17 protein-coding genes and 1 pseudogene are annotated in these 25,765 nt (G+C 45.0%); 11 read left to right on the top strand and 7 right to left on the bottom strand.

What is annotated here, in order from left to right; all coding sequences use genetic code 11:
• Positions 1 to 90: 90 nt before the first annotated feature.
• Positions 91 to 1,650, bottom strand: a complete 1,560-nt coding sequence (locus MKY28_RS04140; protein ID WP_340935078.1) for an acetamidase/formamidase family protein — start codon at positions 1,648 to 1,650, stop codon at positions 91 to 93.
• Positions 1,651 to 1,937: 287 nt separating this feature from the next.
• Here MKY28_RS04140 and MKY28_RS04135 point away from each other — a divergent pair.
• Together MKY28_RS04135 and MKY28_RS04130 are read left to right on the top strand one after the other, a co-directional pair.
• Positions 1,938 to 2,090: pseudogene (locus tag MKY28_RS04135) on the top strand (sulfurtransferase); the annotation flags it as partial.
• A 312-nt stretch (positions 2,091 to 2,402) separates the two neighbouring features.
• The gene (locus MKY28_RS04130) at positions 2,403 to 3,620 is read left to right on the top strand and encodes a hypothetical protein (RefSeq protein WP_282320615.1); all 1,218 of its coding nucleotides are present in this window, start codon (positions 2,403 to 2,405) and stop codon (positions 3,618 to 3,620) included.
• 102 nt (positions 3,621 to 3,722) lie between these two features.
• On the opposite strand, the gene MKY28_RS04125 is transcribed toward MKY28_RS04130, so the two are convergent.
• Positions 3,723 to 4,310: an imm11 family protein gene (locus MKY28_RS04125; RefSeq protein ID WP_340935073.1), complete on the bottom strand. Its 588-nt coding sequence runs from the start codon at positions 4,308 to 4,310 to the stop codon at positions 3,723 to 3,725.
• 745 nt (positions 4,311 to 5,055) lie between these two features.
• Between MKY28_RS04125 and MKY28_RS04120 the strand changes: the two genes are divergently transcribed.
• Together MKY28_RS04120 and MKY28_RS04115 are read left to right on the top strand one after the other, a co-directional pair.
• Positions 5,056 to 6,027, top strand: a complete 972-nt coding sequence (locus MKY28_RS04120; RefSeq protein ID WP_340935072.1) for a phosphotransferase — start codon at positions 5,056 to 5,058, stop codon at positions 6,025 to 6,027.
• Positions 6,028 to 6,092: 65 nt separating this feature from the next.
• Entirely contained in the window at positions 6,093 to 6,854 is a 762-nt protein-coding gene (locus MKY28_RS04115; RefSeq protein WP_340935070.1) for an ankyrin repeat domain-containing protein, read from the top strand.
• Positions 6,855 to 7,005: 151 nt separating this feature from the next.
• Here MKY28_RS04115 and MKY28_RS04110 read toward each other — a convergent pair whose 3' ends face one another.
• Together MKY28_RS04110 and MKY28_RS04105 are read right to left on the bottom strand one after the other, a co-directional pair.
• Complete coding sequence (locus MKY28_RS04110) at positions 7,006 to 8,043, bottom strand: NAD(P)/FAD-dependent oxidoreductase (protein WP_340935069.1); 1,038 nt, start codon at positions 8,041 to 8,043, stop codon at positions 7,006 to 7,008.
• A gap of 24 nt (positions 8,044 to 8,067) precedes the next feature.
• Positions 8,068 to 8,451: a winged helix-turn-helix transcriptional regulator gene (locus tag MKY28_RS04105; RefSeq protein WP_076254337.1), complete on the bottom strand. Its 384-nt coding sequence runs from the start codon at positions 8,449 to 8,451 to the stop codon at positions 8,068 to 8,070.
• A 139-nt stretch (positions 8,452 to 8,590) separates the two neighbouring features.
• Between MKY28_RS04105 and MKY28_RS04100 the strand changes: the two genes are divergently transcribed.
• The gene (locus MKY28_RS04100; protein ID WP_340935066.1) at positions 8,591 to 8,944 is read left to right on the top strand and encodes a DoxX family protein; all 354 of its coding nucleotides are present in this window, start codon (positions 8,591 to 8,593) and stop codon (positions 8,942 to 8,944) included.
• Between the two features lie 226 nt (positions 8,945 to 9,170).
• Here the strand turns inward: MKY28_RS04100 and MKY28_RS04095 are convergent, their stop codons facing one another.
• Positions 9,171 to 10,100 (bottom strand): DUF5050 domain-containing protein, encoded by a 930-nt coding sequence (locus MKY28_RS04095; protein ID WP_340935063.1) that lies wholly within the window; start codon positions 10,098 to 10,100, stop codon positions 9,171 to 9,173.
• Between the two features lie 225 nt (positions 10,101 to 10,325).
• On the opposite strand from MKY28_RS04095, the gene MKY28_RS04090 reads away from it, so the two are divergent.
• Positions 10,326 to 12,275, top strand: coding sequence for an AraC family transcriptional regulator (locus MKY28_RS04090; RefSeq protein ID WP_340935061.1), 1,950 nt, complete (start codon positions 10,326 to 10,328; stop codon positions 12,273 to 12,275).
• A 180-nt stretch (positions 12,276 to 12,455) separates the two neighbouring features.
• Here MKY28_RS04090 and MKY28_RS04085 read toward each other — a convergent pair whose 3' ends face one another.
• Positions 12,456 to 13,952, bottom strand: coding sequence for an exosporium glycoprotein BclB-related protein (locus MKY28_RS04085; protein WP_340935060.1), 1,497 nt, complete (start codon positions 13,950 to 13,952; stop codon positions 12,456 to 12,458).
• A 33-nt stretch (positions 13,953 to 13,985) separates the two neighbouring features.
• Positions 13,986 to 14,345 (bottom strand): hypothetical protein, encoded by a 360-nt coding sequence (locus tag MKY28_RS04080; protein ID WP_340935058.1) that lies wholly within the window; start codon positions 14,343 to 14,345, stop codon positions 13,986 to 13,988.
• Between the two features lie 903 nt (positions 14,346 to 15,248).
• On the opposite strand from MKY28_RS04080, the gene MKY28_RS04075 reads away from it, so the two are divergent.
• The 5 genes from MKY28_RS04075 to MKY28_RS04055 all read left to right on the top strand — a co-directional run bounded on the left by MKY28_RS04075 (position 15,249) and on the right by MKY28_RS04055 (position 25,757).
• The gene (locus MKY28_RS04075; RefSeq protein ID WP_036668624.1) at positions 15,249 to 17,183 is read left to right on the top strand and encodes a carbohydrate-binding protein; all 1,935 of its coding nucleotides are present in this window, start codon (positions 15,249 to 15,251) and stop codon (positions 17,181 to 17,183) included.
• A gap of 33 nt (positions 17,184 to 17,216) precedes the next feature.
• Entirely contained in the window at positions 17,217 to 19,280 is a 2,064-nt protein-coding gene (locus MKY28_RS04070; RefSeq protein WP_340935055.1) for a beta-xylosidase family glycoside hydrolase, read from the top strand.
• 157 nt (positions 19,281 to 19,437) lie between these two features.
• Positions 19,438 to 19,635, top strand: a complete 198-nt coding sequence (locus MKY28_RS04065; RefSeq protein ID WP_340937823.1) for a winged helix-turn-helix transcriptional regulator — start codon at positions 19,438 to 19,440, stop codon at positions 19,633 to 19,635.
• Positions 19,636 to 19,889: 254 nt separating this feature from the next.
• Positions 19,890 to 24,863 carry a discoidin domain-containing protein gene (locus tag MKY28_RS04060; RefSeq protein WP_340935053.1) on the top strand — a complete coding sequence of 1,658 codons (4,974 nt, stop codon included), beginning with the start codon at positions 19,890 to 19,892 and terminating at the stop codon, positions 24,861 to 24,863.
• Between the two features lie 174 nt (positions 24,864 to 25,037).
• Positions 25,038 to 25,757 carry an SDR family oxidoreductase gene (locus MKY28_RS04055; protein WP_036617480.1) on the top strand — a complete coding sequence of 240 codons (720 nt, stop codon included), beginning with the start codon at positions 25,038 to 25,040 and terminating at the stop codon, positions 25,755 to 25,757.
• The last annotated feature ends 8 nt before the right edge of the window (positions 25,758 to 25,765 follow it).

Genomic DNA, 25,765 nt, shown 5'->3' with positions numbered 1-25,765 from the left:
GTAGACATCAAGTGGCAGCTTTTTTTGATTCATGATAACGGAAAAAACCGTGATGGATATCTGTCCACCACGGTTGAATAATGAAATCTATTATTGTTTTTTACTCAACGATACATTAGCTGTTAACGTCTTGTCGATCGTCGTCCAGTTTACATAAGCACCTAGTATTTCATTAATAACAGAAACCGGAACTACGGTTTCGCCATTTAAAAGCTTTGGTACGTTACTATTGAACACTAGTTTATCGTTAATTGAATACACATCTGAACCAATTTGAGCACTTATATTTTTCGTACCTAATTTGATTTGCGTTGTACGCGTCTTATTATCCCACACTACTGTACCGCCCAATAGCTCGGAAATTGTTCGAATCGGTACGTAGAACTCATTGTTATGAACAACCGGTTTGATTAACGTACCACCTACGTTCATTGTAACGTCAACATATTCAAGGAAATCGGTTTTTCGAATGAGTCCATGAACCCCTTTAGTTCGGTCTACGACCTGAGATACTTCATAATCCGTTGCGGCCGATAGGTACGCATAAGCTACACTCCTATCCATATCAAGCTTATCAGATAAGAATTGAATCGATTCACGTACTGATTCTTTCATTGCTTCATCCAAATCAGGGTCCAGTCCAATTGGAATCCAATAATCCTCTGTTTCAGCAAAGGGTTGCGTGAATTCTCCACTATGTGGTAGTGATGGATCACCTTTCTTTAACACCGTTAACCGAACTGTCCCCCTTAAGGAAGCTTCCAATGCAGTTAACGCTACTTCTCCATCTCCTTGAGCAAAGTGTGGATCTCCAGTATAGAATAGCCCGCCTTTAACTTGAATCGGATAATAAATAGTTGCACCAACACCCAACTCGTTAATATCCATATTCCCTCCTGTTTCAATAGGTGGGATAGAACTCACAACTTCACTGGTATTTGGTGCAACCCCCATAACACCTAGAAACGGGTTAATTGGAAAACGTACATTTTTGCCAGCTTTTGTTGGTAATACTCCATACCAATTGCCGTTGATTTCTTCAATAGGCGTAAATATAGATACATTATTATATAATTCCGGTTTTGTTGCGCTAGCTCCCTCTTGTGGGCCTGTATTTTCTGGAAATTCGTTAGGAAGGGCACCTTTACCATGGCGGTTAGAAATGACACCATACGGAACTCGAGTTTGCAACGAAAGGACTTCTACTTTAAGAACATCTCCCGGCTCCGCTCCCTCAACCGCTACTGGCCCAGTGATAATATGAGGTCCGTCTTTTACATAATCATGCTTAATCTCAGAAGCCGCAATCACCTTCGCATCATCCAATACTCCATCGGGTGAGATACCGAATTTGCCGAAGTACTCCACTGGATTTCTCCCTTGATCCTCTATCAGTCCCTCATGCGATACCGTATCAAATGTTACAGCACTTCCCGATGGTACAGTAAGAATCGGAGAGCTGTCTCGATTAGGCAGTGATCCCCAGCGAATGTTCTCAATCGCAGACGTTACATAATAATCACCTTCTACCTTATCGATAGTTGTTGGTTGCAGTGGCATACTAAAGCCCACTGAAGGTAGAGCAAATGTAAACATACTTATAATCCCTACTGAAACTCCAAATTTCCTAATCGTTCGGTTAATAAACATTACGCTCCCCCTCTATACTATGTAATATTTTCTAACACAAATAAACACTAACATATAAATACATTTACAACAATATTTTTTTTGTTAACAAACATAACATTAACGAGCTACATATCAAGAAAAACTTATAAATATAAATAATATGTAAGTATACTTACCATTTATAAGTCATATAAAACTTAAATACATTTAGTAAACTTAAGGATCCTTCTTCAGAGATTTGAACAAATGAAATAAGTTTTAGGAAAATTATGTATGTATTTCATGTTTCTGAACCCGCCGCAGGAATACTACTGCACTCCGGTTCAGGCTTAATCACCTGTCCGCACGTGATTGCACTGGAAAAAGCGGGATACTCAAATGTGAAGTTGTATTCCGGAAGCTGGAGTTACTGGATTAGTTATGAGGAGAATCCGGTGGGAACTGTGGGAGAGGTTTAAGTTACGATCTATAGGGAATACAAAAGAACCAATTGACATAAAAAATACCGCCTGTAGTAAATTCAGGCGGTATTTTGCTTCAGGATGTCTGAATGGATGGGCTGATTTTCTCTTCAATATTATCTATTAGGTGGCAGTGATTGCTCCCCTAGATGATCTTCTGTTACCAAGTGTACTTCTTAAAAAACGTTTCTAAAATAGATATGAACATGTAACGTGAACTAAACTACATAAAAAAAACTTCATTCCTCACGAAGAAATGGTACTATAAGGAAATAGAGTACCTACTAAAGTCCTAAGGAGAGATATTACTTGGTAAAAAACAATTCGTTAAAGAAATTTATAGTGATCGTATTCACTATAGCATTGCTATCATTACTCCTAGATTCTATTTCACCTAGATTTGCTGAAGCTAAATGTACATACGTAAGTGGTTATACTAAGAAAAATGGAACGAGAGTGAGTGGATACTATAGAGGCTGTGGGACAACAGATAATAACTCTAGTTATAAACCTTACGTACCTACGTACACTCAAGATAATAATTATTTCGGCTTGTCAAATACAGTCAATCTGTACAAAGGAAATAATTATGTAGGAAATGCTGAGATTGAAAATCTCGTATATGTAAACGGATATTACCGAAAAGATGGTACCTATGTTAGACCACACTACAGAACGCATCCTAATAATTATATCAATGACAACTTTAGTTATCTCGGGATTTCGTCACTAGTCCCACATACAAAGTATCCAAGTTTCATCTTTAATACTAATCAAGACATATCTCTGAAAGAAAGCTACTTACTATATAGTCTTGCTGAACATAATTTAAACCAGAGTCAACTCAAAACATTAAAAAACTACGCTGAAAATCTTAATGAAGTGGAGTTAAACAAAGAACTTGAACAGAAATCAATTATCGCTGGCAAGCAATTCTACACTTCTCTGGGTTATGATGATACCACAGCTTACAACAAGACTCGATTTGATCTCTCTGGGAACCTATCTATTGAGGATTACCTCTTTAATGTAACTTACAACTTTAATCCAAGTTCCAAAGAAGTATTTGGTGATTTTCCAATGTTAGAAACCTATGCATACCTTTTAAATGAATCTCGGACTGATTTAAATCTACGTGAAGTCACTAAAAAATATGGTAAAAGGTTTTATACATTTGTTGGTGCTGATAATTTAACTATAGAGAATCAAATTGAAATGGATTTAATTCAACCATTTGAGACTAATCCATCTTCAATTCCTCTTATGCCCCCAACAGAAACGAAAAAACAGTCAATCAAATCATATCTAATGAGTGAAAGTACACATCACGGCATAATTTTCAACTCTCAAGTATCTTTTGATATAATAAATTATCAAAACTCTTTAGAATCCCTGTATAACGGTTCCAGTAGTAACTTTACTTTTTCTCTCTCAGAAGGTATTAAATTTTATACTAAGCATGGCTTAAATGTAGAAGGTGCACGAAATCAAACTATAAAGGACATTAACATCATTTTGGCGAGTTAAGCAACTCACAATCTAAGAATCCGGTGGCTACCGGGGAAAAATAAAGACTAAGAGCCCACGTTTTGCGTGGGCTTCTTTGTGCTTTCATTATATCCATACATTTTAGGTGCTTACATCTCCGACTTCTGTAACGTTTAGATTCAGCTTATGTTTTCGGCATACTTCGTAAAAATCTTTTGAAACAATGGGTTTGAAGATATTTATATAATCCAGCATAAAAAATTCATGCTCGCCAATTCGCTCTTCATGAAGGCAGATTTGAGATACAACTTTGACGATCTTACGTGGAGGCTGTTGTACAGATGCAGCAATGACCGCTTTGCGCCCATATTCCGAAAGTTCATAATCAAAAACATCCAAACGATCAAGCTGATGTGCAGTCCAATAGGTTTTTTCAACCGCACGACCGTCGTGGTAACACACCGTTGTCGGAATAAACTGTGTGTTTGTTTTCGTTTCCTCCAACAGCGTTTTAAAACGATCTGATACGTGTCTCGTTCCTGTGATCGTCTCAAAATAATCTACGTTCAGGTTGCGCACCGTAGACAGTAACTCAACCTCTGCCATTGTCCCCTCTGGCAACGGATTCTTTATCGCCAAATAATTCATATCTAATTGGGGAGTGAAGGTTGTTCCGCCACTAATAAACCCTCTACGTGGGTATTGAGATTCCAGAAAATAATAGTTCAAAGAATGATGTCTCCTTCCGAATGAAGTACATTTTAATCAATTATACGGGTCAAATAGCGATAAATAAAACACCATGACAAGTTAGATTCATCTTTTGTTGGTGTACTTTTTTATTTTTTATAGACTACATAGAGGCCCACATCGAACGATGCGGACCTTCGTTAGGGTTATATTGTTTTAATGAATCTAGCACACGCTATTTGCTCTCATTAGCACAAGTTTAAATTCTAACGAATCCCAGAGACGTTATTTCGTCAGTTCGGTCCATTTTTAAGGTGTTGACACCGTTTTATGACGGAATAGCGTTACTGAGGTTTGTTAAACCTTGTAGTCTTTCATAATCCACCATTTAAGATGTGCTAGATTCGTTAACGCATGGAACGAGGGGGAATCGGAAGGAGTGAAGTCCCTCCTTCCTTTGCATAGTTATATGGCGAATATCCATTATTTTAATAGATGCCTTGTTCCATAATAAAAGATGTTCATTGAAATGTAAGATGGCTTCCCAGCTCCTTAAAATCATTGGTCATATATTAGTCAATAGAGAGTCAACTTGCATGCAAAATAGGGGCCGGATCACCCACTAACGTGAGTACCCGACCCCTTGCTTTGATATACATATGAATATACAGACCTTAATCAACACTTTAACAGATCAAAAAGAAACAGTCTATATTTTTGGGAAAATGTTCTATATATTTAGGTTGCTGGCCGGCAAAATACAGTTGAAACGGAGCTTAAGTCGATGATGTCCAACAACCATCTTACTCGTGAAGAATTACAGGATTATGTGCAACATGTATTTGGTGCCAGTTACCTCATAACGCAGAGCGCAAGAATACATGGAGGCGCACAAAAAGTCATTTACAAAATTGACTGCACGAATGGTTTCACTTGTATGCTGTACGTTTGGGATATTTCCAGCAACTATTTTCAGGAAGAGATCTTGAATGAACCCACTTTCCACAGTTCCTATGGCAGCGAACTTTTCTCTTTGAATACTCGCTTTCTCGCTCAACATGGAATTCGAACACCAATCTTGTATGATCTAAATAACGATAGAGACCAGCGCTCTTATGATTTTGCTCTTGTTGAGTATGTGGATGGACAGAAAGCCGAAGCATATTTTCAGCATAAAAATCACAAAGATCGGGATGAGTTGTTTCAACGGATCAGGGATATGTTGTCTAATATGCATAACATCCAAAGAAACGTTTATGGAAGCGCCAACGATAACAACAAAAAGGCTGGGCCTTGCTACCAAGTTCAGCGGTTGGATGCCGAAACAGCCTTATCCTATGCATCCAAACACATGACAGATATAAGGAAAAATGACGAAAGGTTGCTTGAGAAACTTTGCGAATTGGAAGCAGCAATTCAACCCAGAGATCTCTATAGTTTCATTCATGGAGAGTTAGGTCCGGATCATATATGGATAGATCATGCTATGCAACCATGCCTTATTGATATTGAGGGTGCAGGATTCTTCGATCTCGAACATGAGCATAGCTTTCTGGAGTTTCGATTTGGAGACTTTTATCACTACTTAAAAAATAATGATCTCGACCCGGAGCGGATGACATTTTATCGATTTTGCCATCATTTGTCCTTGATATCAGGAGGACTGAAACTGCTTCACAGACAATTCCCCGATCAGCAATTCGCAAGAGGCCTCGCGGAGTATCATGCCAGATGTGCAGTTCAGATGCTTTCATGAATATGGATATAAGCCTGGAAGGAGATTTGAGCATGGAGTTTATTCACGAAGATGAAAAACTTGCAGTGAGCGTTATTCAAGCCATTCACACTGGAGATATTCCAACGTTAGAGCAACTGCTGGCAGAGAATCCGGGATTGGCAAACATAAGAATATTGGAAAGAAAGCCTGACAACGTAGATGCATACTCCAGGATCTCTCGAACGCTGCTGCACGTGGTGACGGATTGGCCGGGGCACTTCCCTAATGGAGCGGATGCCGTGCGAGTATTGACCAAGTTCGGTGCGGAAGTGAACGCTCCTTTTGTCGGTCCAAACATCGAGACACCTTTACATTGGGCTGCAAGCTCCAATGATGTTCAAGTGCTTGATGCCCTTCTTGATGCTGGCGCAGACATTGAAACGCCTGGCGCGGTGATCGCCGGTGGCACGCCGCTGGATGATGCTATTGCTTTTGCACAATGGGATGCAGCACGGCGCTTGGTTGAGCGCGGCGCGATCTTTGCCCTTTGGCATGCGGCCGCCCTTGGAGATATTCACGCTATACAAGAACATTTTAAAGGGGCCCAACTCCCGGGAAGTTATCCTTGGGGAACAAGCACTTCCCCTTCTCCTCCCGATGCAGTAACCGTTGCCTTCTGGTGTGCTTGCCATGGAGGTCAAAGAGAAACAGCCGAATGCCTGCTTGACCAAGGCGCCGAACTGAACTGGATAGCCACCTGGGATGGAATGACTCCACTGGATACAGCAAAACGTAATTTTTCAGCTGAGCTGATCCCGTGGCTTGAAAGTCAAGGTGCCAAATCCGCTAGCGAGATTCACATGTAGATGAATAGCTAGCATGGAATTGCCAATCGCCAGCGACTTAGTTATGAGGAGAATCCGGTGGCTACTGGTGAAGTTTAGAGGACTCCAACAAATAAACACAATGAAAAGGACATCGCCACTTGAGCGATGTCCTTTTCATTGTGTGGTGATTCTAAAACCGTGAGAGGCGACAAGGGTCTAATTCATTTCTTGATTTGCCATCAATAATTTCACTTGCAGCCAGATTCGCAATCAGCGGCGCCAGCGTAATTGCAGAATGCATTACCGTCAGATAAAGTCCATTCATGTGATCATGGAAGCCCACAATCGGATAACCGTCTTCAGGCATGGGTCTCCATCCAACCTTTATGCTCTCCAGTTCCAGTTGATTTCCGTGCTTGAGACTGCGACGCAATGTATCGTAAGCTCGCTTACCGACCGCCTGTGGTCCGTTTTCCTCCGACTCGTCGATATAATCTTCCGCAGCCAGCAGCGTATAATCTGTCAGTTGACGCGCTTCAAATTGCGCATTGGAGATTAATGTGTGTATCCGTTTATTAGCAGTTTTCATCCGAATCAGAATTGAAGGTGACGAAGTTACCGGCACGTGACAACCTAACGGGTTACAAAGTTCGGGTGTACCTGTTCCTGCGGCCAATACCACAACATCCGACTCCACAAAACCCTTGGACGTATGAACACCAACCAGACGGGAACCCTCTTGCTTCAGCTGTGTAACGTTGGTGTCGAACTGAATCTTTGCTCCGTACTCTTGCGCTTTGCTCAACAACAGCTCCGTTACCGCTATAGGGTCCACCGCACCTTCTTCGCTGACAAACATGGCTTCATCCGGATATTCCTTCAGATTGGGCTCCAATGCCTCAAGCTGCTCCCGGTTTAATTTTTGAAAGTGTTGCTCCCTTAGAGGCGGAGTGTCCCAAGTTAGCGCGCCATGCCAATGAATTTTCAGTTCGGACAACTCTTGCTGAAGTGTGTGATACTCTTCCACAGCTGCATCGTACAAATGCCAGTATTCAGGAGCCACTCTATGCGTCGTATGTATCCAGGCAAATGATTTTTCCGTGACTTCACGCGCCGCGGCTGAGTGGCGTTCAATAACAGTTACATCTTGATTTCGTTTGGCTAGATGATAGGCCATACACGCCCCAACAATCCCTGCACCAATGATCACAATTTTTTGTTTATTCAAAACTAACTCTCCCTTGTCACCCTATCACCCCAAGGAATCGATTTTCCGAGGTTCGGATGGGTGTGCTCCTTTTTCGTCTTCTTCGCTGTACAGCTTCTCCATATGCTGCATATGGCCGGCTCCCCAGTCGCTCATTGTCTGGAGCACAGGTTTCATGAGCTGTCCGTACTCCGTAATCGAGTATTCGACCTTAGGGGGAATTTGAGCATATACTTCGCGATGTACAATATCGTGATACTCCAGTTCTTTTAACTGCTGGGTCAGCATTTTTTTTGAAATATCTGGAATGGCTTTTTGTAATTCGCTGAACCGCATTGTACCGTTGCTCAGCAGTCGTAGAAGAATCAAAGATTTCCATTTACCCGTAAGGATATCCAAGGCCGTTCCGAATTTACAATATACCGTCATTCTTATTCCTCACTTTCTGACCATACCCGGGTATACTTTTGGTTACCTGGTTAGGTTTAAGTGCCTACTTCCAGATTGGGCCTTCTCACTTTAGTATAGAGGCAGATATTAAAATCGAGCAAGTGAGGGGATAAGAAAGATGAATGTAACGTTATGGATCGTACAACTTATATTGGCGCTAGGTTTCATATATTCAGGATGGATGAAAACCATTCGTATCGAGTCGTCAAAAAAGACCTGGGCCTGGGTTAATGATGTGCCAAAAAGTCTAGTTATTTGGATCGGTATCGCGGAGCTACTAGGAGCGCTGGGCCTTGTTTTGCCTTGGGCACTGAACATCACTCCGGTGCTTACGCCGATCGCCGCAATCGCTTTGGCTACGGTCACACTGCTTGGAATGCTGTTTCATGTTTCGCGTAAAGAGTACCGGGAGCTCGGCGTAAATATCTTTTTTATAGTTCTTGCGTTGATCGTAGCCTTTGGAAGACTATAAACATCGCACTAAGTAAACCTTCATGGTCCGCTATGGCTCAGACGTCTCGGCTTGCCCTAACGGATGTGATCACACTGGAAGAAGCGGGTCACACAAATATGAAGTTGTATTCCGAAAGTTGGAGCGACTAGATCAATATAAGGAGAATCCAGTGCTACCGGGAAAACATATTGAAAGGTGACAAAAAGCCCGCCAGGAAGGCGGGCGAATATGACCAGATTTATTTTCACTTTCCATCAAGCCCAATTTTATACACATCTCCTTTTGGAAAGGTTAGGAATGCAAGACTGTTTCCAACTTGTCCTAAGAAGCGGTCATAATAATCTAAAGAAGCAAATTTATTCTTCTTACCTGTATAGCGATTATAAACATAAATAATACTTTTAGTATTGCCTACTTTGTCTATCGTATTTTTTCGGTAATAGAACTTATTATTCAAGTATGCTAAAGGATGAATATAACCATCTGATGCAAATGTCTTTTTTCTGGCTCCATCCAACTCTGCAAAGACACCTCTGGAACTATACCCTCCATCTATCATCTCAGAAAAAAACAACACATTACCATAAAATTTGTATACTGACACACCTTTTGAGGATAATGATTTAGTCGCGGTACCATCTTTTTTCATACGATAAAACAAGTCTGTATGCCGCTCCGTATAGTATACATACTCTTTATTAATCTCAAAATTATAAAAAGGAGATACAGGCAAAATAATCTGTTTCTTCGTACCATCTGTCTTCATTGAGCCATAAGACAAATCATCGTACAAATTACCGTTGTATTCACTTTTCACAAAGTAAATCGTATCTCCAGCAACATCAAAACTTGCAAAATTATCATCTCGGGATACGTAAGCGAATGCCGAACCATCTGTTTTAATCTTAGCGATAGAATAATGATCTTCTTCTTCCTCTACTAAAAAATAAATCCAATTCCCAATAATTTTTTGCTGTGAAGCTTGCTTATTATAAATAGATTTCGTTGTGCTTTTTTTGCCTGTAAACGTTGTGAAATTAATACCCACCATTCTTCCGTTGTCGTTATAACCCTCCCATATTAAAGAATTTCCAGAAGTTCCTGCACCATATGCAGGTACCACTCCAAATAACATGATCATACCTAATAGTGCTATTAACAATATTTTTCCCATCTTGGCTCTCCCTAAAATATGTATTTTTATACATCTGTTATTATAGATCGTTTTTCACCTGCAACACAATTCATTTAGACTTCGGAATAGGTATATCGCATTGCAGCAGCTGTATTTCAGTTTTTTTTCAAGAAGCCACTAATATTATTATATAATAACCTCACCACATAAAAGGCTGGCTTCAACAGCTCATGAAAGGAAGACAACTCTCTATTGAAAGCAACCTTGAATGTACAAGAACACATACTCATCTGGAATTGTGCATCGCTCAAAATCATGGATGTACGACATATTGTCATACAGGCCGACGAGTGCGTACGTCCTTACCTGTTCCCTGCCAGCGCCTTTTTGTACGTAACGAATGGCAATGCAACCGTGATCTTAGATGGAAATGAGCATGCTACCAAACCATTTTATATGCTTCATGGGGGCAAAAACACCCGTCTGGACATCATCCTAACGGACGAATCCTTTCATTATTACCTGATTTTCTACAAAGCCTCCTTACCGCTATCTGGCAAGCAGCATACACTTCAACAACCGGATCAACCATTGCCATTCCACCTCCAGTACGGTTTTATTCCATATCATCCTGCCATCCTCTACGAAATCACTGAGCGAATGCTGGGCGAGTGGAATAAACCGGGACGCTTGGAGCGACTCCATACCAAAACACTATTCTATCAATTTGTATATGAATTGCTCAGACAAATGGATCAACAGCAGGTAAGCATTGTTAGGCCTAACCTTGCTTCTCAGCTTATTCGCTATATGCAGGAGCACTACGCCAAGCCGATGACGCGGGAAACCCTCGCTCATACATTCCATTACAGCGTCCCTTATCTGTCCAAGTACTTCCGACGTGAAACTGGCGCAAGTCTAATCGATTACTTAATCGGTATTAGGATGAACAAAGCAGTAACGCTGCTGCAAAAGACCGAGTTATCTCTGCAAGAAGTCGCTGCAAGCGTCGGATATGCTGATGTATCCTATTTTATAAGAATGTTCAAAAAACATACGGGAGTCACACCAAAGCAATTCAAGGATGAGTCCGGACAAGTGACAAAAGGTTCTTATCGTCCTATCCTTAGGCTTCGATCATCCATTGCTCCGCGTAAACTCCGTCGTTATATTGATATCAGAAATGATAATCATTATCAACATAGCGAAAAAGGAGATTTACGGATGTATAGAAGCAAACTACCTGTAGGAATTACCCTACTGTTGTGCCTAACTCTATTGGTTAGCGCATGTTCCAGGCCAGCAAACACGAATGGAAGCACTGGCAGTACGCAAAGTCCAACTGTAGGTGCAGAGAGTAATATCAATAACACCACAAACGGAAGCTCGGAGATGGTAACCTATTCTGCGGTTAACGGTGAAGTACAAATCCCAAAAAAACCTCAAAGGGTAGTAATGGTTGCAGGAGCCTTTACCGGTCATTTGCTAGCTCTTGGCCTTAAGCCTGTTGGAACTGGTGATGAGTCCTTTAACAGTTATACAGAAGGAAAGCTCGATGACGTTGTCAACATCGGTAACGATGTACCCTACGAGAAAATCATGGAGTTGCAACCGGATTTAATTGTCGTTTGGAATGACCCTGAAACGATCGAAAAACTGTCCAAAATTGCGCCGACCGTCGCTGTTGAATATGGAATACCTCTACGGGAGCAATTGATGGATTTTGGCAAGATGACTGGTAGAGAAGAGCAAGCGAAGGCCTGGATCGCAGAGTGGGATGCTAAGATCGCTGAATATAAACCACTCGTGGAGCAAGCGGTAGGTGATCGCACGGTTTCGATTTTTGATACGGGAAGTGCCAAAGAATTTTATGCCTACGGGAGCTTTGGTAGAGGTGGAGATATTATTTATGGCGAGTTTGACCTGAAGGCACCGCCGATCATTCAGAAGGAAGCCATCGATAGCGGCAAAGGTTGGGCCAAGTTATCACTTGAATTGTTACCACAATATGCAGGAGATTATATCTTTGTAAGTGGATGGACAGGTGATGAGAGTGGAGATTCCGTTTTTGAAGGTCCTATCTGGGATAACCTCCCTGCTGTCCAGAATAATCACGTTTATCGCGAGGAAAGCCATGGCTTCGTGTTTAGTGACCCAATTTCGTTGGAAGCCCAACTTAAATTTGTCGTAGACAGCCTAACCAAAACAGAGTGAAATTGAGTAGGCCACGGTATGTACGAGGCGAGGAGCAATCCTCGTCTTTTTATGTTTTTGTATAGTCCTTATCTTTCATTTGAAGAGAGTTTGAAAACAAAAGCACACACATAAACAGGGACCTCTCACCATGTTGGCAAGAGTCCCTGTCTTTAAACTTGTTATATAGCCCATTTTCCGTTAAGTGATGGTAAGGCCCCCACTTGCATATCCGGCTACCGTTGTAGCCACATCAATTCCGGCTGTTACTGATGCTGAGAACACCATAAGCAGGCGGTCACCGGCAGATACCGGAATACTCAGTCCTGTAGTCACCCCGCTGGATATTGTGCCCAGTGCCAAAATGCCGGTCAGTGGAGGAGCTAAGGTTACCAATGCACCCGGTACAGCTGTAAAGGAGTTATTAGGTGTAGTGGATCGGAATAATTGTGCAGTTAAGGTTACTGTAGATCCAACCAAACTAAGTCCGGCTGTTGTGCTGAAATAAGCGGCCAGTGAAGTAATCGTTCCTGCACGCGATGCTGAGAAAGCAAAGTTAAGCAATGTGCCTGCAGCGCCTGTGAGATCAATAATTCCTCCGTTAACACTTACTCCGGTAGAACTGTTACCAAAACCAACTAAACTGGAAGTATTCAAAAGTCCACCCAAAACTGTAGTCAACACAACGGGAAGTCCTGATGCATAAGGAATAATTGTTCCAGAACCACTCGCACCCGTAGCCCCGGTTGTACCTGTTGCTCCGGTTACTCCCGTTGTACCTGGTGCGCCTGTTGCTCCTGTTGTACCTGCCGTGCCTGTTGCTCCCGTTACTCCCGTTGTACCTGCTGCGCCTGTCGCACCTGTTACACCCGTTGTACCTGGCGTGCCTGTCGCTCCCGTTACTCCGGTTGTACCTGCTGTGCCTGTCGCTCCGGTTACTCCGGTTGTACCTGATGCGCCTGTCGCTCCGGTTACACCCGTTGTCCCCGCTGTGCCTGTCGCTCCGGTTACACCCGTTGTACCTGCTGTGCCTGTCGCTCCCGTTACTCCGGTTGTACCTGGCGTGCCTGTCGCTCCCGTTACTCCGGTTGTACCTGCTGTGCCTGTCGCTCCCGTTACTCCGGTTGTACCTGCTGTGCCTGTCGCTCCGGTTACACCTGTTGTACCTGCCGTGCCTGTTGCTCCGGTTACTCCCGTTGTACCTGCTGTGCCTGTTGCTCCGGTTACACCTGTTGTACCTGCTGTGCCTTGTGCTCCTGTTGCACCTGTCACTCCAGCTGTCCCTGGTGTGCCTGTCGCCCCCGTAGCCCCAGTTGCGCCTGTAGCTCCGTTGATGCTTGGGGTTTCGCCCAGCAATTCGGAAGAAACCAAACGATGGGCTGTTACCAAAGCGCCTGTGCTGCTCTTACCCCATACGGATACTTGAACAGGATCATTAATCGTCGCTGTTGTTGTAAAAGTAAACTCGAAGGCATCCAGATTGGCAAAATAGTTGTTGGTTATTACCTGATTGGGTGCAAGGTCGAAAGTCTCACTGACATACAGAACTCTCATTCCACCACTCATGTAATACCCTTGTATTTGTATGGTTGAGGTAGTCACATCACTGCGGTTATCAATTTTAACTGTAACTGTCTGAGTCGGTCTTACACCGCTAACAGCATTATTTTCTATTGGCCCTGTTGATAAAAAGCTCATCGTTACATCTCCTTTTTGAGTAAATTTTATCTTTTAGCTGTTCTTGACTGTTTTTTCGTGCTCTACCACTCGGTGTGCATCAACCAATTGTCCAGAGGCTTGTTTGCCCCACACTGAAATTTCTACTTCCTCCACGCCTTCCGCATCTGTTCCAAAAACAAACTCAAAAGCATCTAAATCTGCAAAATAAGTTCTGGTCACTGCTTCATTAGGGGCAATACTGATTACTTCACTCACATACAGCGTTCTTGTTGTGCTTAGCACATACCCCTGAATGGATACTGTTACAGAATCCACCTCAGCCCGACTTACCAATCTAATCGTTACCTGTTGTGTCGGTCTAACCCCGGAAACCGGATTGTTTTCAATCGGCCCAGTTGACAAAATAGCCATTTTTCCCATCCCACCTTTATGAACCTCTGACTCTAGCAGTATTTGGCATAAGCTCACTCGATAGTAATATTCAAACACTCAATCAACGGTGTGGACAAAACACAGGGGGCAACCCACCATTATCACTTAACAACCTTTTAAGCACAGGGCTTTAGCTATACAAAAACTGAAATATGTACAACAAAGAGAAGAAATTATGCAATGTCAAAGTTGGTCAGCAAGTAAGAGTAGATTTTGTTATATAACCAGGATCGATTCCAGAAAAAAACGAAAATAACCGTTCCTCTGGTAGATTCCAGGGAAACGGTCACAGCTTAAGACGTCTTTTTCTCGTATCTAATTGTTGGCCGGGTAAAGCTATGCTTGAAAGTGTAGTTTTATAGAATATGAGATCGTATTTTACCATCAAGCCCAATGTTAAACACATAGAATAATCATTTTCTTCATCCTCTACTAAAAAATAGAAAAAGATTGTATTATCTTAAAATTGTGATATGATATCGTCAAGTTAATAAACATTTAAAAGAAAATATGAAATATAATTACATTTAAATGTGGCCAAACCTCTTTCTTCGCCAAATTTCAGTGTTCTAACCCATTTTATTGAAAGCGATTACAAAAAGAAACCTGACAGATTATAGCTTTTCTAATCGCACCCACAGATACAGGCTTACTTCGGGTTATAGCCACTCCCCTTGCTGCCGTGACCACGTACCCGGTGCACAGGTTGTCTGGCTTAAACCATATATGACAACATGAAGACTTAACCTAACAGCCAACCTAACCATTATTTCAAGAAGGGGGTGACATGAGGAGAATCTTTTCGTTTTTTCGGCATTTCATCATCTCAGCTATCCTGAATTTCAGCTCACCAACTAATCCAATCTCATGGAGGCGAAACGTATGATTCGTAAACCGCTAGTTTTGTTGTTGTCGTGTCTGTTAATCTTTGTCACCCTGCCCATGGAATCAAGCCATGCAGCCAATGCAGCCGTTGCCAAACTTCCTGGAAACTCTAACCCCCTCATCGATCATAAACTGGGAGCCGATCCTTATGTGCTCGTCCATAACAATCGGGTCTATGTCTACATGACAGGTGATGCATATCTGTACAACAGTGACGGCTCTGTCCGAGAGAACCAGTACAGCACGATTGGGAAAATTAACGTCATCTCCTCAGCTGACATGGTGAACTGGACAGACCATGGTTCCATCCCGGTAGCGGGTGCGAATAATGCCAATAATGGACAAGGAATTGCCAAATGGGCTACTCAGTCCTGGGCTCCTGCCATGGCGAAGAAAACCATTGCTGGCAAAGAAAAGTTTTTCCTGTATTTTGCCAACTCGGGTGGAGGTATTGGCGTACTCACGGCTGATTCCCCCATTGGACCGTGGTCCGATCCAATTGGTCGTGCCCTCCTGACTCACGGTACACCGGGTATGTCCGGCGTAACCTGGCTCTTTGATCCGGCTGTACTTGTCGATGATGATGGCTCTGCTTACTTGTATGCTGGAGGCGGCATCCCGAACGATACCAACGCTGCTTCCATTGCCAATCCCAAAACAGCTCGGGTCATTCGTCTCGGTGCCGACATGACCAGTGTGGTGGGCAGTGCTGTGACTATTGATTCTCCTTATATGTTCGAAGATTCCGGCATCCACAAGTATAACGGCAAATATTATTACTCCTACTGCATCAACTTCGCGGGAACACACCCCACTGCATATCCGAAAGGTGAGATCGGATACATGGTCAGCGACAGCCCGATGGGGCCCTTCACGTATAAAGGACACTTTCTGAAAAATCCTGGCACGTTCTTCGGTGTAGGCGGCAATAACCACCATGCCGTGTTCCAATTCAACAACGAATGGTATGTGGCGTACCATGCGCAAACGGTAAGCAAGGCATTCCTCGGTGATGGTAAAGGGTACCGTTCCACACATATCAACAAACTGACACATAATGCGGATGGAACAATCCAGGAAGTTCAGGGGAATATGACAGGTGTACCTCAGACCACTAACCTCAACCCGTATGTCCGGGTGGAAGCCGAAACCATTGGCTGGCAAGCAGGAATTAACACTGAACCGAGTCAAGCGAGCGGTGGACCTGTAGCCAATCAGAATGTCACTAATATTCATAACGGGGATTGGATCGCGGTTGGCAATGTTGATTTTGGCTCAGCTGGAGCCTCCAAGTTCAAGGCCAATGTCGCTTCTACCGGAAATGGCAACATCGAGGTTCGACTGGACAGTCCGACAGGCCCACTAGTTGGAACACTTAACGTAAGTTCAACTGGCGGTTCGCAAACTTGGCGCGAGATGGAGACCAATGTTACCAATGCTACAGGGGTACATCGTTTATATCTGGTGTTTACAGGCTCGGGCAATGGAAATCTGTTCAAACTGGACTACTGGCAGTTCACATCCGGTTCGGGCGGTAACCCAAATCCTAATCCAAATCCCAATCCAAACGTTACCCGTTACGAAGCCGAGAATATGACGCTTGGCGGCCAATACGCTGGTGTGATCAGTTCCCCTTTTAATGGAGTCGCTCTTTACGGGAACAATGATTATGCAGCATACAATCAATATTTTGCATTCCCAACCCATCAATTCTCTGTCCGCGGCGCTTCCAACAATAATAGTACAGCCCGTGTTGATCTGGTCATCGGGGGTGTAACCGCCGGTTCTTTCTACTTCACGGGAACGGAGCCGACCGTTCAAACCCTCACCGGCATCACTCACGGTACAGGCAATCAGGAAATCAAGTTGGTCGTAACAACGGATAATGGCACTTGGGATGCTTACATTGATTATCTGGAGTACTCGCTTTAATTCATAGGACATGATCAATTGGGAGGATAGAATATGTGGAAAAAAATCAGTACTCTTCTACTCGCTCTTCCTTTGCTTATAACATCATTCCCTTTGACAAGTCCGGCAGCTTCAGCCGCAACGTTCAGCAATCCGGTTATTTACGCGGATGTTCCTGACAGTGACGTCATTCGGGTGGGCAATGCATTTTATATGACAAGCACAACGATGCATATGAATCCGGGAGTCCCGGTCATGAAATCTTATGATCTGGTCAACTGGAGCATCGTAAACTATGTATACGATACGCTTGGAAACGGGGATATACAGAATCTGAACAATGGACAAAACGAGTATGGGCGTGGTTCCTGGGCGAGCAGCTTGCGGTACAACAACGGTATATATTATGTGGCCTTTGGCTCGCTTTCCACGGGCAAGACGTATATTTACCAAACCAGCAATATTGAAACAGGGCCATGGACACCTTACACATTGAACAGTTATTATCATGACCCCTCCCTTTTGTTTGATGGGAATCGAACCTTTCTTGTTCATGGCAGTGATAACATCAGTATCGTTGAGCTGACACCTGATGCCAAAGCCGTTAAATCCGGCGGGCTCAATCAGGTCCTGATTCCAAACGCAAGCAGTGTTGCCGGCTCCAACATGATTGTAAAGGCAGAAGGAGCACACATTCAGAAGATCAATGGTATGTACTATGTATTCCTGATTGCCTGGCCTTCGGGTGATGGTCGCATTCAGCTTGCCTATCGTGCAAACACATTGACAGGTCCATACACAGGTAAAGTTGTACTCAGAGACTCGGGAATCGCCCAAGGAGGCATCGTGGATACCGCATCCGGCGCTTGGTACGGCTTGCTGTTTCGTGATAGCGGAGCCATTGGGCGCATCCCCTATCTTGTTCCAGTGACGTGGTCGGATAACTGGCCTGTGTTTGGGGTGAACGGCAAGGTTCCCCTTAACATGAATATGCCCGTTGAAGGTCAGCCTACTGCCAAAATCTACGGGTCCGATGAGTTCAACGCAACCACATCAGGCACACCCTCAGTAACGCAACTGTTAGTGAACGGCGGCTTTGAGGAAAGTAGCATTCAGCCCTGGACCAGCAACAATACGGCGAACATCACCGTAACAAATGCCGAAGTGTTCAGCGGTACAAAAAGCTTGCTTGTCAGCGGCAGACAGCAGACAGCAGGCGGAGCCAAACAGATGGTTACAGGCAAGCTGGTACCTGGAGGAACATACTCTTTTTCGGCAAAGATCAAATACACTACTGGTCCTGCAACCAAAACGTTCAATCTTAGCATCCAGAACGGTGCAAGTTACACCGGAATTACCATTATGGGCAGTGCGACGTTAACTCGCGGACAGTGGGGTACCATTCAAGGTACGTATACCGTTCCGTCAAATGCAGACCTGTCCCAAAGCTTTATTTTTGTGGAAACACCGTATAACTCGAATCCGGACCCGACCAATGATTTGATGGCGTTTTATGTAGATGACGTCTCCCTGACGAGCAATTCATCTTCCGGTACATCCAGTCTCGCTACTTTCTGGCAGTGGAATCATAACCCTGATGCTGCCAACTGGTCCCTGCTCCAGCGGCCCGGTTTCATGCGGTTAACCGCAGGCAAAATCAGCAAGAACCTGTTAGAAGCCCGCAACACGCTGACACAACGAACCTTTGGTCCAAAAAGCACAGGAATGACCGCTTTGGATACAGCCGGCATGAAGGATGGTGATTATGCTGGACTCGCTGCTTTTCAGGCCAAATATGGTTTTGTCGGCGTAAAAATGACGGGCAGCACCAAATCCATCGTTATGGCTAATGCCAGTTCCGGCACCATGACTGAAGTAGCAACTGTGCCATTAAACCAGAACAGAATCTATCTACGCGTCATCTGTGATTTTACGAACCAAACCGACAAAGCCTACTTTGCTTATAGCCTGAATGGTAGCAACTGGACAACCATTGGCAACACACTTCAAATGTCTTACACCCTGCCACACTTTATGGGATATCGGTTTGCACTATTCAATTATGCAACGAAGTCTACCGGAGGATATGCAGATTTCGATTATTTCCGCGTAGAATAAATGTAGTTTTATTCGGTTATTAATGTTTCGTTTATTGATCAGGACCTGGACTTCACCATGTGTGAGCCAGGTCCTTTTCAGTACATTTCTTATGAAGAGTTTCAGCTTTTAACTTTTAAAAATCCCGGAACAAGTGTTAATTCAACAATAGCGCGAGCTGGAGCGGGACGGCCTTGTCACCAGACATGTCTACCAACAGATGCCTCCCAAAGTAGAATATGGACTTACAGAATATGGCGTTACCGCCAACACCATCGTGGATGTCATGTGTGCTTGGGGGAGGGACAATATTGCTCTCAGGCAACAACGGGGCGAAGATATCGTATTGTTGGAGAACAACGATTCCGAATCTTGATTTCACAGTTGCACATTCCCCATACATTATGTAGGACATATGTCTCTTTTTCCACGAAAACGATTAAAAAACCTTTATATTCCAGACAAAATGATCGATATACAAAATGGGGCACCTGAATATCCCGTGTTGAGCATTGGATTCACATCTCACAAAAGCAACACGGGAAACAAAATGATACATACGGTAGCGAGTAAGAGAATAAGAGAAGCTCTGTCTGGTGAGATGGCAAGGGCTAACAAAGGAGTAGTCATATGAAGGTACGAACGAGTCAAAGAGGAAAAACACACAACATCTACATGAACTTGCTGTTATCTGTTCTGTTGTTGATTAGCAGCATCCCGCTGTGGCCGGTCTCAAAAGTGAACGCCGCAGATGAGGAACATCATCTGTTATCCCTGAACCGGCCTGTGTACAGTTCGTCATCTCTGGGCGGCAATACGGCAGATCTTGTGGTTGACGGCAACAAAAACAGCCGCTGGGAAAGCATATGGCAGAAAGATCCGCAGTGGATCTATGTTGACTTAGGCACGGTGGCCTCCATCTCGGGCATCTCCATCCAGTGGGAAAATGCGTATGCTTCCGCCTTTAATCTGGAAGTATCCAACGACGAGGTCAACTGGCAGTCTGTTTACTCGACAACGAAGGGGCAAGGCGGCCTGACAGAAATTGAGGTCACAGCGGAGGCACGATATGTGCGCTTGTTCAGTCATCAAAGAGCACAGCCAGCCTATGGCGTCTCTGTATACGAATTCAATGTATATGGGACGGGCGGAGCAAATCCACCTCCCAAACCATTAGCAATGAACCTTGCACTAGGACAACCGGTTACAGCGTCTTCGGAAGAAATTGATGAGCCCAGCCGTTCAGCCGAGGATAAAGCCAAAATGGAAAAAGGGAATTACGAAGCACGGAATGTAACGGATGGCCGTCCGGATACACGCTGGTCTTCCATCTACAAGGATCAGGAATGGATTGTTGTAGACCTTGGACTAATCCGGGAGATCGGGAACGTATCCCTACAATGGGAAAACGCTTTTGGACGTGCATACGATATTCAAGTATCAAATGATGCAGACCAGTGGACTACATTATACCGGGAACTGCACAGCGACGGTGGACGGGATGAGATTCCGGTATACGCCGAAGCACGGTATGTGAAATTAGCCGGACTTGGCAGAGGAACAACCAACGGATACTCCCTGTACGCATTCGACGTCTACGAGTATATCGAAGGCGATGCCAAACCTGTGCATACAATTCCGAATATCCCTGAACCGTCCTCGGTAAAGGTGGGTTCCGGGAGTTACGCTGTAAATGACATCACCATGCTGCAGCCGAAAAACCCGAAAAATCGCACGGCTGACATCACAGCGCCCCTCCCTTCCAATGACTGGTGGCAGTCTATTCTTGTATCCGATCTGGGGGATGGCAACAGTTTGGTCACACTCCCGCTTAAAAGCAGATATACCAAACAAGGACTTCAACTTCTGAATCCCGGAGCTGGTTACGTTTCGGCTGATGGCGGTTCTATGGACGCTGACGGTGAACCGGATCTGATCATGAGCACCAGCAATATGAACCCGGCTGAGGTAAATACCAAGGTGACGGGATATGGGGATTATTCCGCAACGATCATCATGAGCGATGATGACACAGCCAAAATGAATACCACGTTTGTGAAAGGTTCCCCTTTCCTGTACAACACCTTCGATAACCCGGATACCATTATTGTTCGTTCTCCCAACATCACACGTCTCTTCGATGATCAGAACCGTGAAATTGTTCTGAATGATGGAGAATCGCTGACGGCCGATCATATCGGTGTTGAAGTAACCAATCAGGACAGAGCGCCCACGCCTCAGACCTTTACAAGAAACTACGGGATCTTTGCACCTGAAGGAACCGTATTTATGAAACTTGGCAATACGCTCAAAATCAAGCTGGGCCAGAGCGAAGACTATCTGTCACTCGCTACCCTGCCGTCCGCGGCAGAACTGTCTTATTATTACCGGCATGCCTACGCCTTTGTAACCGATACAACAGTGGACTACAATTATAATGAGAGCACTTCACTGGTAACGACTACCTTCAACTCGGTAACCCGGACGAAGCGGGCAGGCTTTTCATCCGAGACAGTGATGGCCTTGTTGCCGCACCAATGGAAACTAGCGACTACTCCGGTAACGGAGCTTGCTTACCCTTCCATTCGCGGCATGATGAAAGTAAGTGAAGGCAATACGTTTACGACACAGGATCGATTCTATGGCATTATTCCGCAATTTGTGGAGCCAGATGATCCAACCTACTCGCGTGCACAATTAATCAGCTATCTGGATCAGCTTGACGCGGATACGGCAGGCAATCTGATGAGCGAGGATCCTTACTGGCAAGGGAAAAAGCTTCATCCGCTTGCGCTGGGTGTGCTCATCAGCGACCAGATAGGAGATACGGTACGACGAGACAACTATCTGTCCCTGCTTAGAACCATTTTGACAGATTGGTATACCTATTCGCCGGACGAACCTTTGCACTCGTATTATTTTTATTATTCGGATGAATGGGGAACCATCTTCCCTTACGGTAGCGGATTCGGTGTTAATACCGGATTGACAGATCATCATTTCACCTACGGTTATTACGTTTTTGCATCGGCTGTACTGGCCACATATGACAAAACATTCTTGCAAGATTACGGCGACATGGTTGAGCTTCTGATTCGGGACTATGCCAATCCTTCACGGACAGATGATCAGTTTCCATGGCTTCGCAATTTTGATCCGTACGCAGGTCACTCCTGGGCAGGTGGTTACGCCGATAATCGCAGCGGGAATAATCAGGAGGCCGCAGGAGAAGCGCTCTTTAGTTGGGTCGGCCAATATATGTGGGGTGAGGTGACAGGCAACAAAGCCTATCGCGACACCGGGATCTGGGGCTTCATGACCGAAGAGAAAGCTGCCGAGCAATACTGGTTTAACTATGACGGGGATAACTGGCTGGAGGATTACCAACACGCTACGGTAGGTCATGTGTACGGCAGCGCCTACCTGTATGGAACGTACTTCTCTAATGAGGCGGAGCATATTTACGGTATTCACTGGCTGCCGCCAGCGGAATGGATGACCTATTATGGACGTGATCCGCAGAATACTAAGGCTCTCTACAATGGTCTCATTAAGGACCTGGGTGGTCAGCAGGAGCGCACATGGCAGCATATTATCTGGCCATTCCAGTCCATTGGAGACCCGCAAGGTGCTCTAGCCAAATGGAATACGAGCGAGATGCAGCAAAATGAAGTCTTTAACGCGTACTGGTTCATGCACAGCATGGCTTCTACGGGAACACGCACGATAGATATATGGGCAGATGATCCGGCAGCAACCGTGTATGAAAAAGACGGCGTCTATACAGCGCAAATCTGGAATCCGTCCGACACTGTCAAAACAGTTCATTTCTACAATGCCCATGGCGCTTTGGGTTCGGCTACCGTGTATGCCAAAGCGCAAGTAAAGGTTAACCCGCTGGAACATTCCGTCGTTAAACAGCCGGATGCCTCTCAGGGTGTAGTCTATCTCGATCGGAGCCAATGGACCATTACGGCATCCTCCAGTTCGGAGCCGGTAGAGCACATGGTGGATGGTGATCTGACTACACGCTGGTCATCCGGACAGATTCAGAAGCCCGGCGATTGGCTGCATATCGATCTGGGTGGCGAACAGTTTATGGATACGGTATTCATGAACTCCGGCAACAACGGCGGTGATTATGCTCACGGGTACGAAATCTACGTATCCAAAGATAACGAGAACTGGAGCGAGCCTATCGCAGAGGGAGCAGGAACATCTCCAAGTCTGTCCGTTGATTTGGGCATGCAAACCGCCCGTTATGTCAAAATTGTATTGACTTCCTCTGCAGACAGCTGGTGGTCGATCTCTGAACTCAAGCTTGCCCGATTTGGCAAGCTTGAAGCAACACCAGAGCTCCCACAGCCCGTACCGCCTCCAGATCGCTCTTCATGGATCGTAACCGCCTCCTCTACTCAAGGAGCAGATGTTACAGCCAATTTGCTGGACGGAAGTTCAGCTACACTATGGACAAACGGTAGGAAGCAAACCAAAGGACAATGGATTACCATTGACCTCGGCCAGAAGAGCTTTTTCGATGCCATAGAATTGGACCCGGGCCATGCGAAAGTAGACTATCCGAGACAGTATCGGATTTATGTCTCGGATGACGGTGAACACTGGGGCACATCCATTGCGGGCGGCGAAGGCACGCCTGGACGCATGTCCATCACTTTCCCTGAACAGCAAGCACGTTATGTGAAAATGGTGCAGATCGGGGATTCCGATCAATGGTGGACGATCTCCGAGTTGTCTGTTCATCATAATGGAACGGGCAAACAAAAGAGGCTGCTGCCAGATGGCTGGTCCGTGACAGCTTCCTCCGGAGACGATGCAGCGGCTATACTCGACGGCTCGGACCAAACACGCTGGACCTCCGGTCAGACTCAAACAGGCGGCGAATGGATTCAGCTTGATCTGGGAGCCTCGCAGCAAGTGAATCGGATTGTGCTGGACAGCGCGCACAGCCGGGAAGACTTTGCTCGCGGTTATGAAATATATACTTCTCTGGATGGAGAGCATTGGGGAAAAGCCTTGGCTTCGGGTGAAGGATCAGATGCGCTACTTTCTATCGCTTTTACACCGCATGAGGCACGTTATATTAAGGTCGTACAGACGGGTACCGATTCTCATTGGTGGTCCGTGGCTGAATTAGAGGTCTATACCGCTGATCAGACACCTTGGATATCCGGGGAACAGGATCATCTGCTACCTGCTGAACTGGATCGAACATCATGGACAGCGACTGCCTCCACCTCTGAAGATGTTGCGGCGATGCTCGACGACGATCTGAATTCACGCTGGACCTCTTCATCTGGTCAACATGCCAATCAATGGGTCCAGATTGATCTGGGAAGCAAGCAGAGCTTCAGCCGCTTGACAATGGACTCAGGCAGCAGCAGCAGCAACGATTATGCTCGCAGCTTCCAGTTTTTCACTTCTGATGATGGCGAACGTTGGGAAGGGGTTACGGAAGTACTGGGAACAGGACCTGTCATCTCACATACGTTCTCCAGACAAACGGCGCGATACATCAAAATTGCCTTGACCGCGGACACTCCCGAGTGGTGGTGGTCCATCGCCGAGTTAAAACTTTACCATTAATGTCATCATGATCTCTCCAACCATCTCTCTCCCGTCCTTGCGGGGCAGAGGTGGTTTTTCTTGATAAGGATGAAGCATACCTCATGTAAACTTCATGTTCCATATATCACCTTTATAGTAAGATATAGATTAATGTAAATATTATTAATTTCTAATCGATAAGGAGGGCTTTATTTGAAAAATATAATTGTCTTTGGTGCAAGCAAGGGATTGGGCGATGCATTTGTCAGAGGTGTGCCACAATCCGGTGATAAGGTCTGGGTGGTCTCCCGCAGCAAGCCGGAAAGTCTGTCCGTGGAGGATGGCGTCGAGCGAATATGGATTCAGGCTGATCTTTCCGAGCTTCAGGCCGCAGAGCAAGTTGCCAGCCAACTTCAAGGCGAGACGTTGGATGTGCTTATTTATAACGTGGGGATCTGGGAAAAGGAAGGATTTGAAGAGCACTACACGTTTGATAAGGATGAACCCGCAGATATCAGTCAGCTGATCCATGTGAATGTGACTTCTACAATTGTATGTATACAGGCTTTACTGCCTCAGCTCCGCCAGTCTGAAGCAGGCAAGATCATCCTGATTGGTTCAACAGCCGGTTTGAGCAATGCAGGCAGCAGCCAGGTTTCTTTTGTCGCCTCCAAATTTGCCATACGGGGTATTACGGAAGCTCTAAGAGAACATACGAGAAATGACCGCATCGCGGTGACATGCATCAACCCGGGAGAACTGGCGGCAGAAATTCCGTATGAAGACGGGATGGAACGTGCACTGGCCGAGTATGATGGGACCCGCATTCCCCTGCAGGATATGGTCTCCATCGTTCGATGTATCATCAGCTTGTCCAAAGCGGCCTGCGTGAAAGAGATCAACATGCCCGCATTAACGGATACGAACACCTAGATAGCAAT

The organism is Paenibacillus sp. FSL R5-0473 (genome assembly GCF_038004565.1).
Lineage (GTDB): Bacteria > Bacillota > Bacilli > Paenibacillales > Paenibacillaceae > Paenibacillus > Paenibacillus amylolyticus.
This window is presented reverse-complemented; position numbering and strand designations above follow the sequence as displayed.

What these genes read in the sequence shown, in the direction of transcription:
- MKY28_RS04140 (WP_340935078.1), bottom strand. Translation starts at nt 1,650, where the DNA reads ATGTTTATTAACCGAACGATTAGGAAATTTGGAGTTTCAGTAGGGATT.
- MKY28_RS04120 (WP_340935072.1), top strand. Translation starts at nt 5,056, where the DNA reads ATGATGTCCAACAACCATCTTACTCGTGAAGAATTACAGGATTATGTG.
- MKY28_RS04105 (WP_076254337.1), bottom strand. Translation starts at nt 8,451, where the DNA reads ATGACGGTATATTGTAAATTCGGAACGGCCTTGGATATCCTTACGGGT.
- MKY28_RS04100 (WP_340935066.1), top strand. Translation starts at nt 8,591, where the DNA reads ATGAATGTAACGTTATGGATCGTACAACTTATATTGGCGCTAGGTTTC.
- MKY28_RS04095 (WP_340935063.1), bottom strand. Translation starts at nt 10,100, where the DNA reads ATGGGAAAAATATTGTTAATAGCACTATTAGGTATGATCATGTTATTT.
- MKY28_RS04085 (WP_340935060.1), bottom strand. Translation starts at nt 13,952, where the DNA reads ATGAGCTTTTTATCAACAGGGCCAATAGAAAATAATGCTGTTAGCGGT.
- MKY28_RS04080 (WP_340935058.1), bottom strand. Translation starts at nt 14,345, where the DNA reads ATGGCTATTTTGTCAACTGGGCCGATTGAAAACAATCCGGTTTCCGGG.
- MKY28_RS04075 (WP_036668624.1), top strand. Translation starts at nt 15,249, where the DNA reads ATGATTCGTAAACCGCTAGTTTTGTTGTTGTCGTGTCTGTTAATCTTT.
- MKY28_RS04070 (WP_340935055.1), top strand. Translation starts at nt 17,217, where the DNA reads ATGTGGAAAAAAATCAGTACTCTTCTACTCGCTCTTCCTTTGCTTATA.
- MKY28_RS04060 (WP_340935053.1), top strand. Translation starts at nt 19,890, where the DNA reads ATGAAGGTACGAACGAGTCAAAGAGGAAAAACACACAACATCTACATG.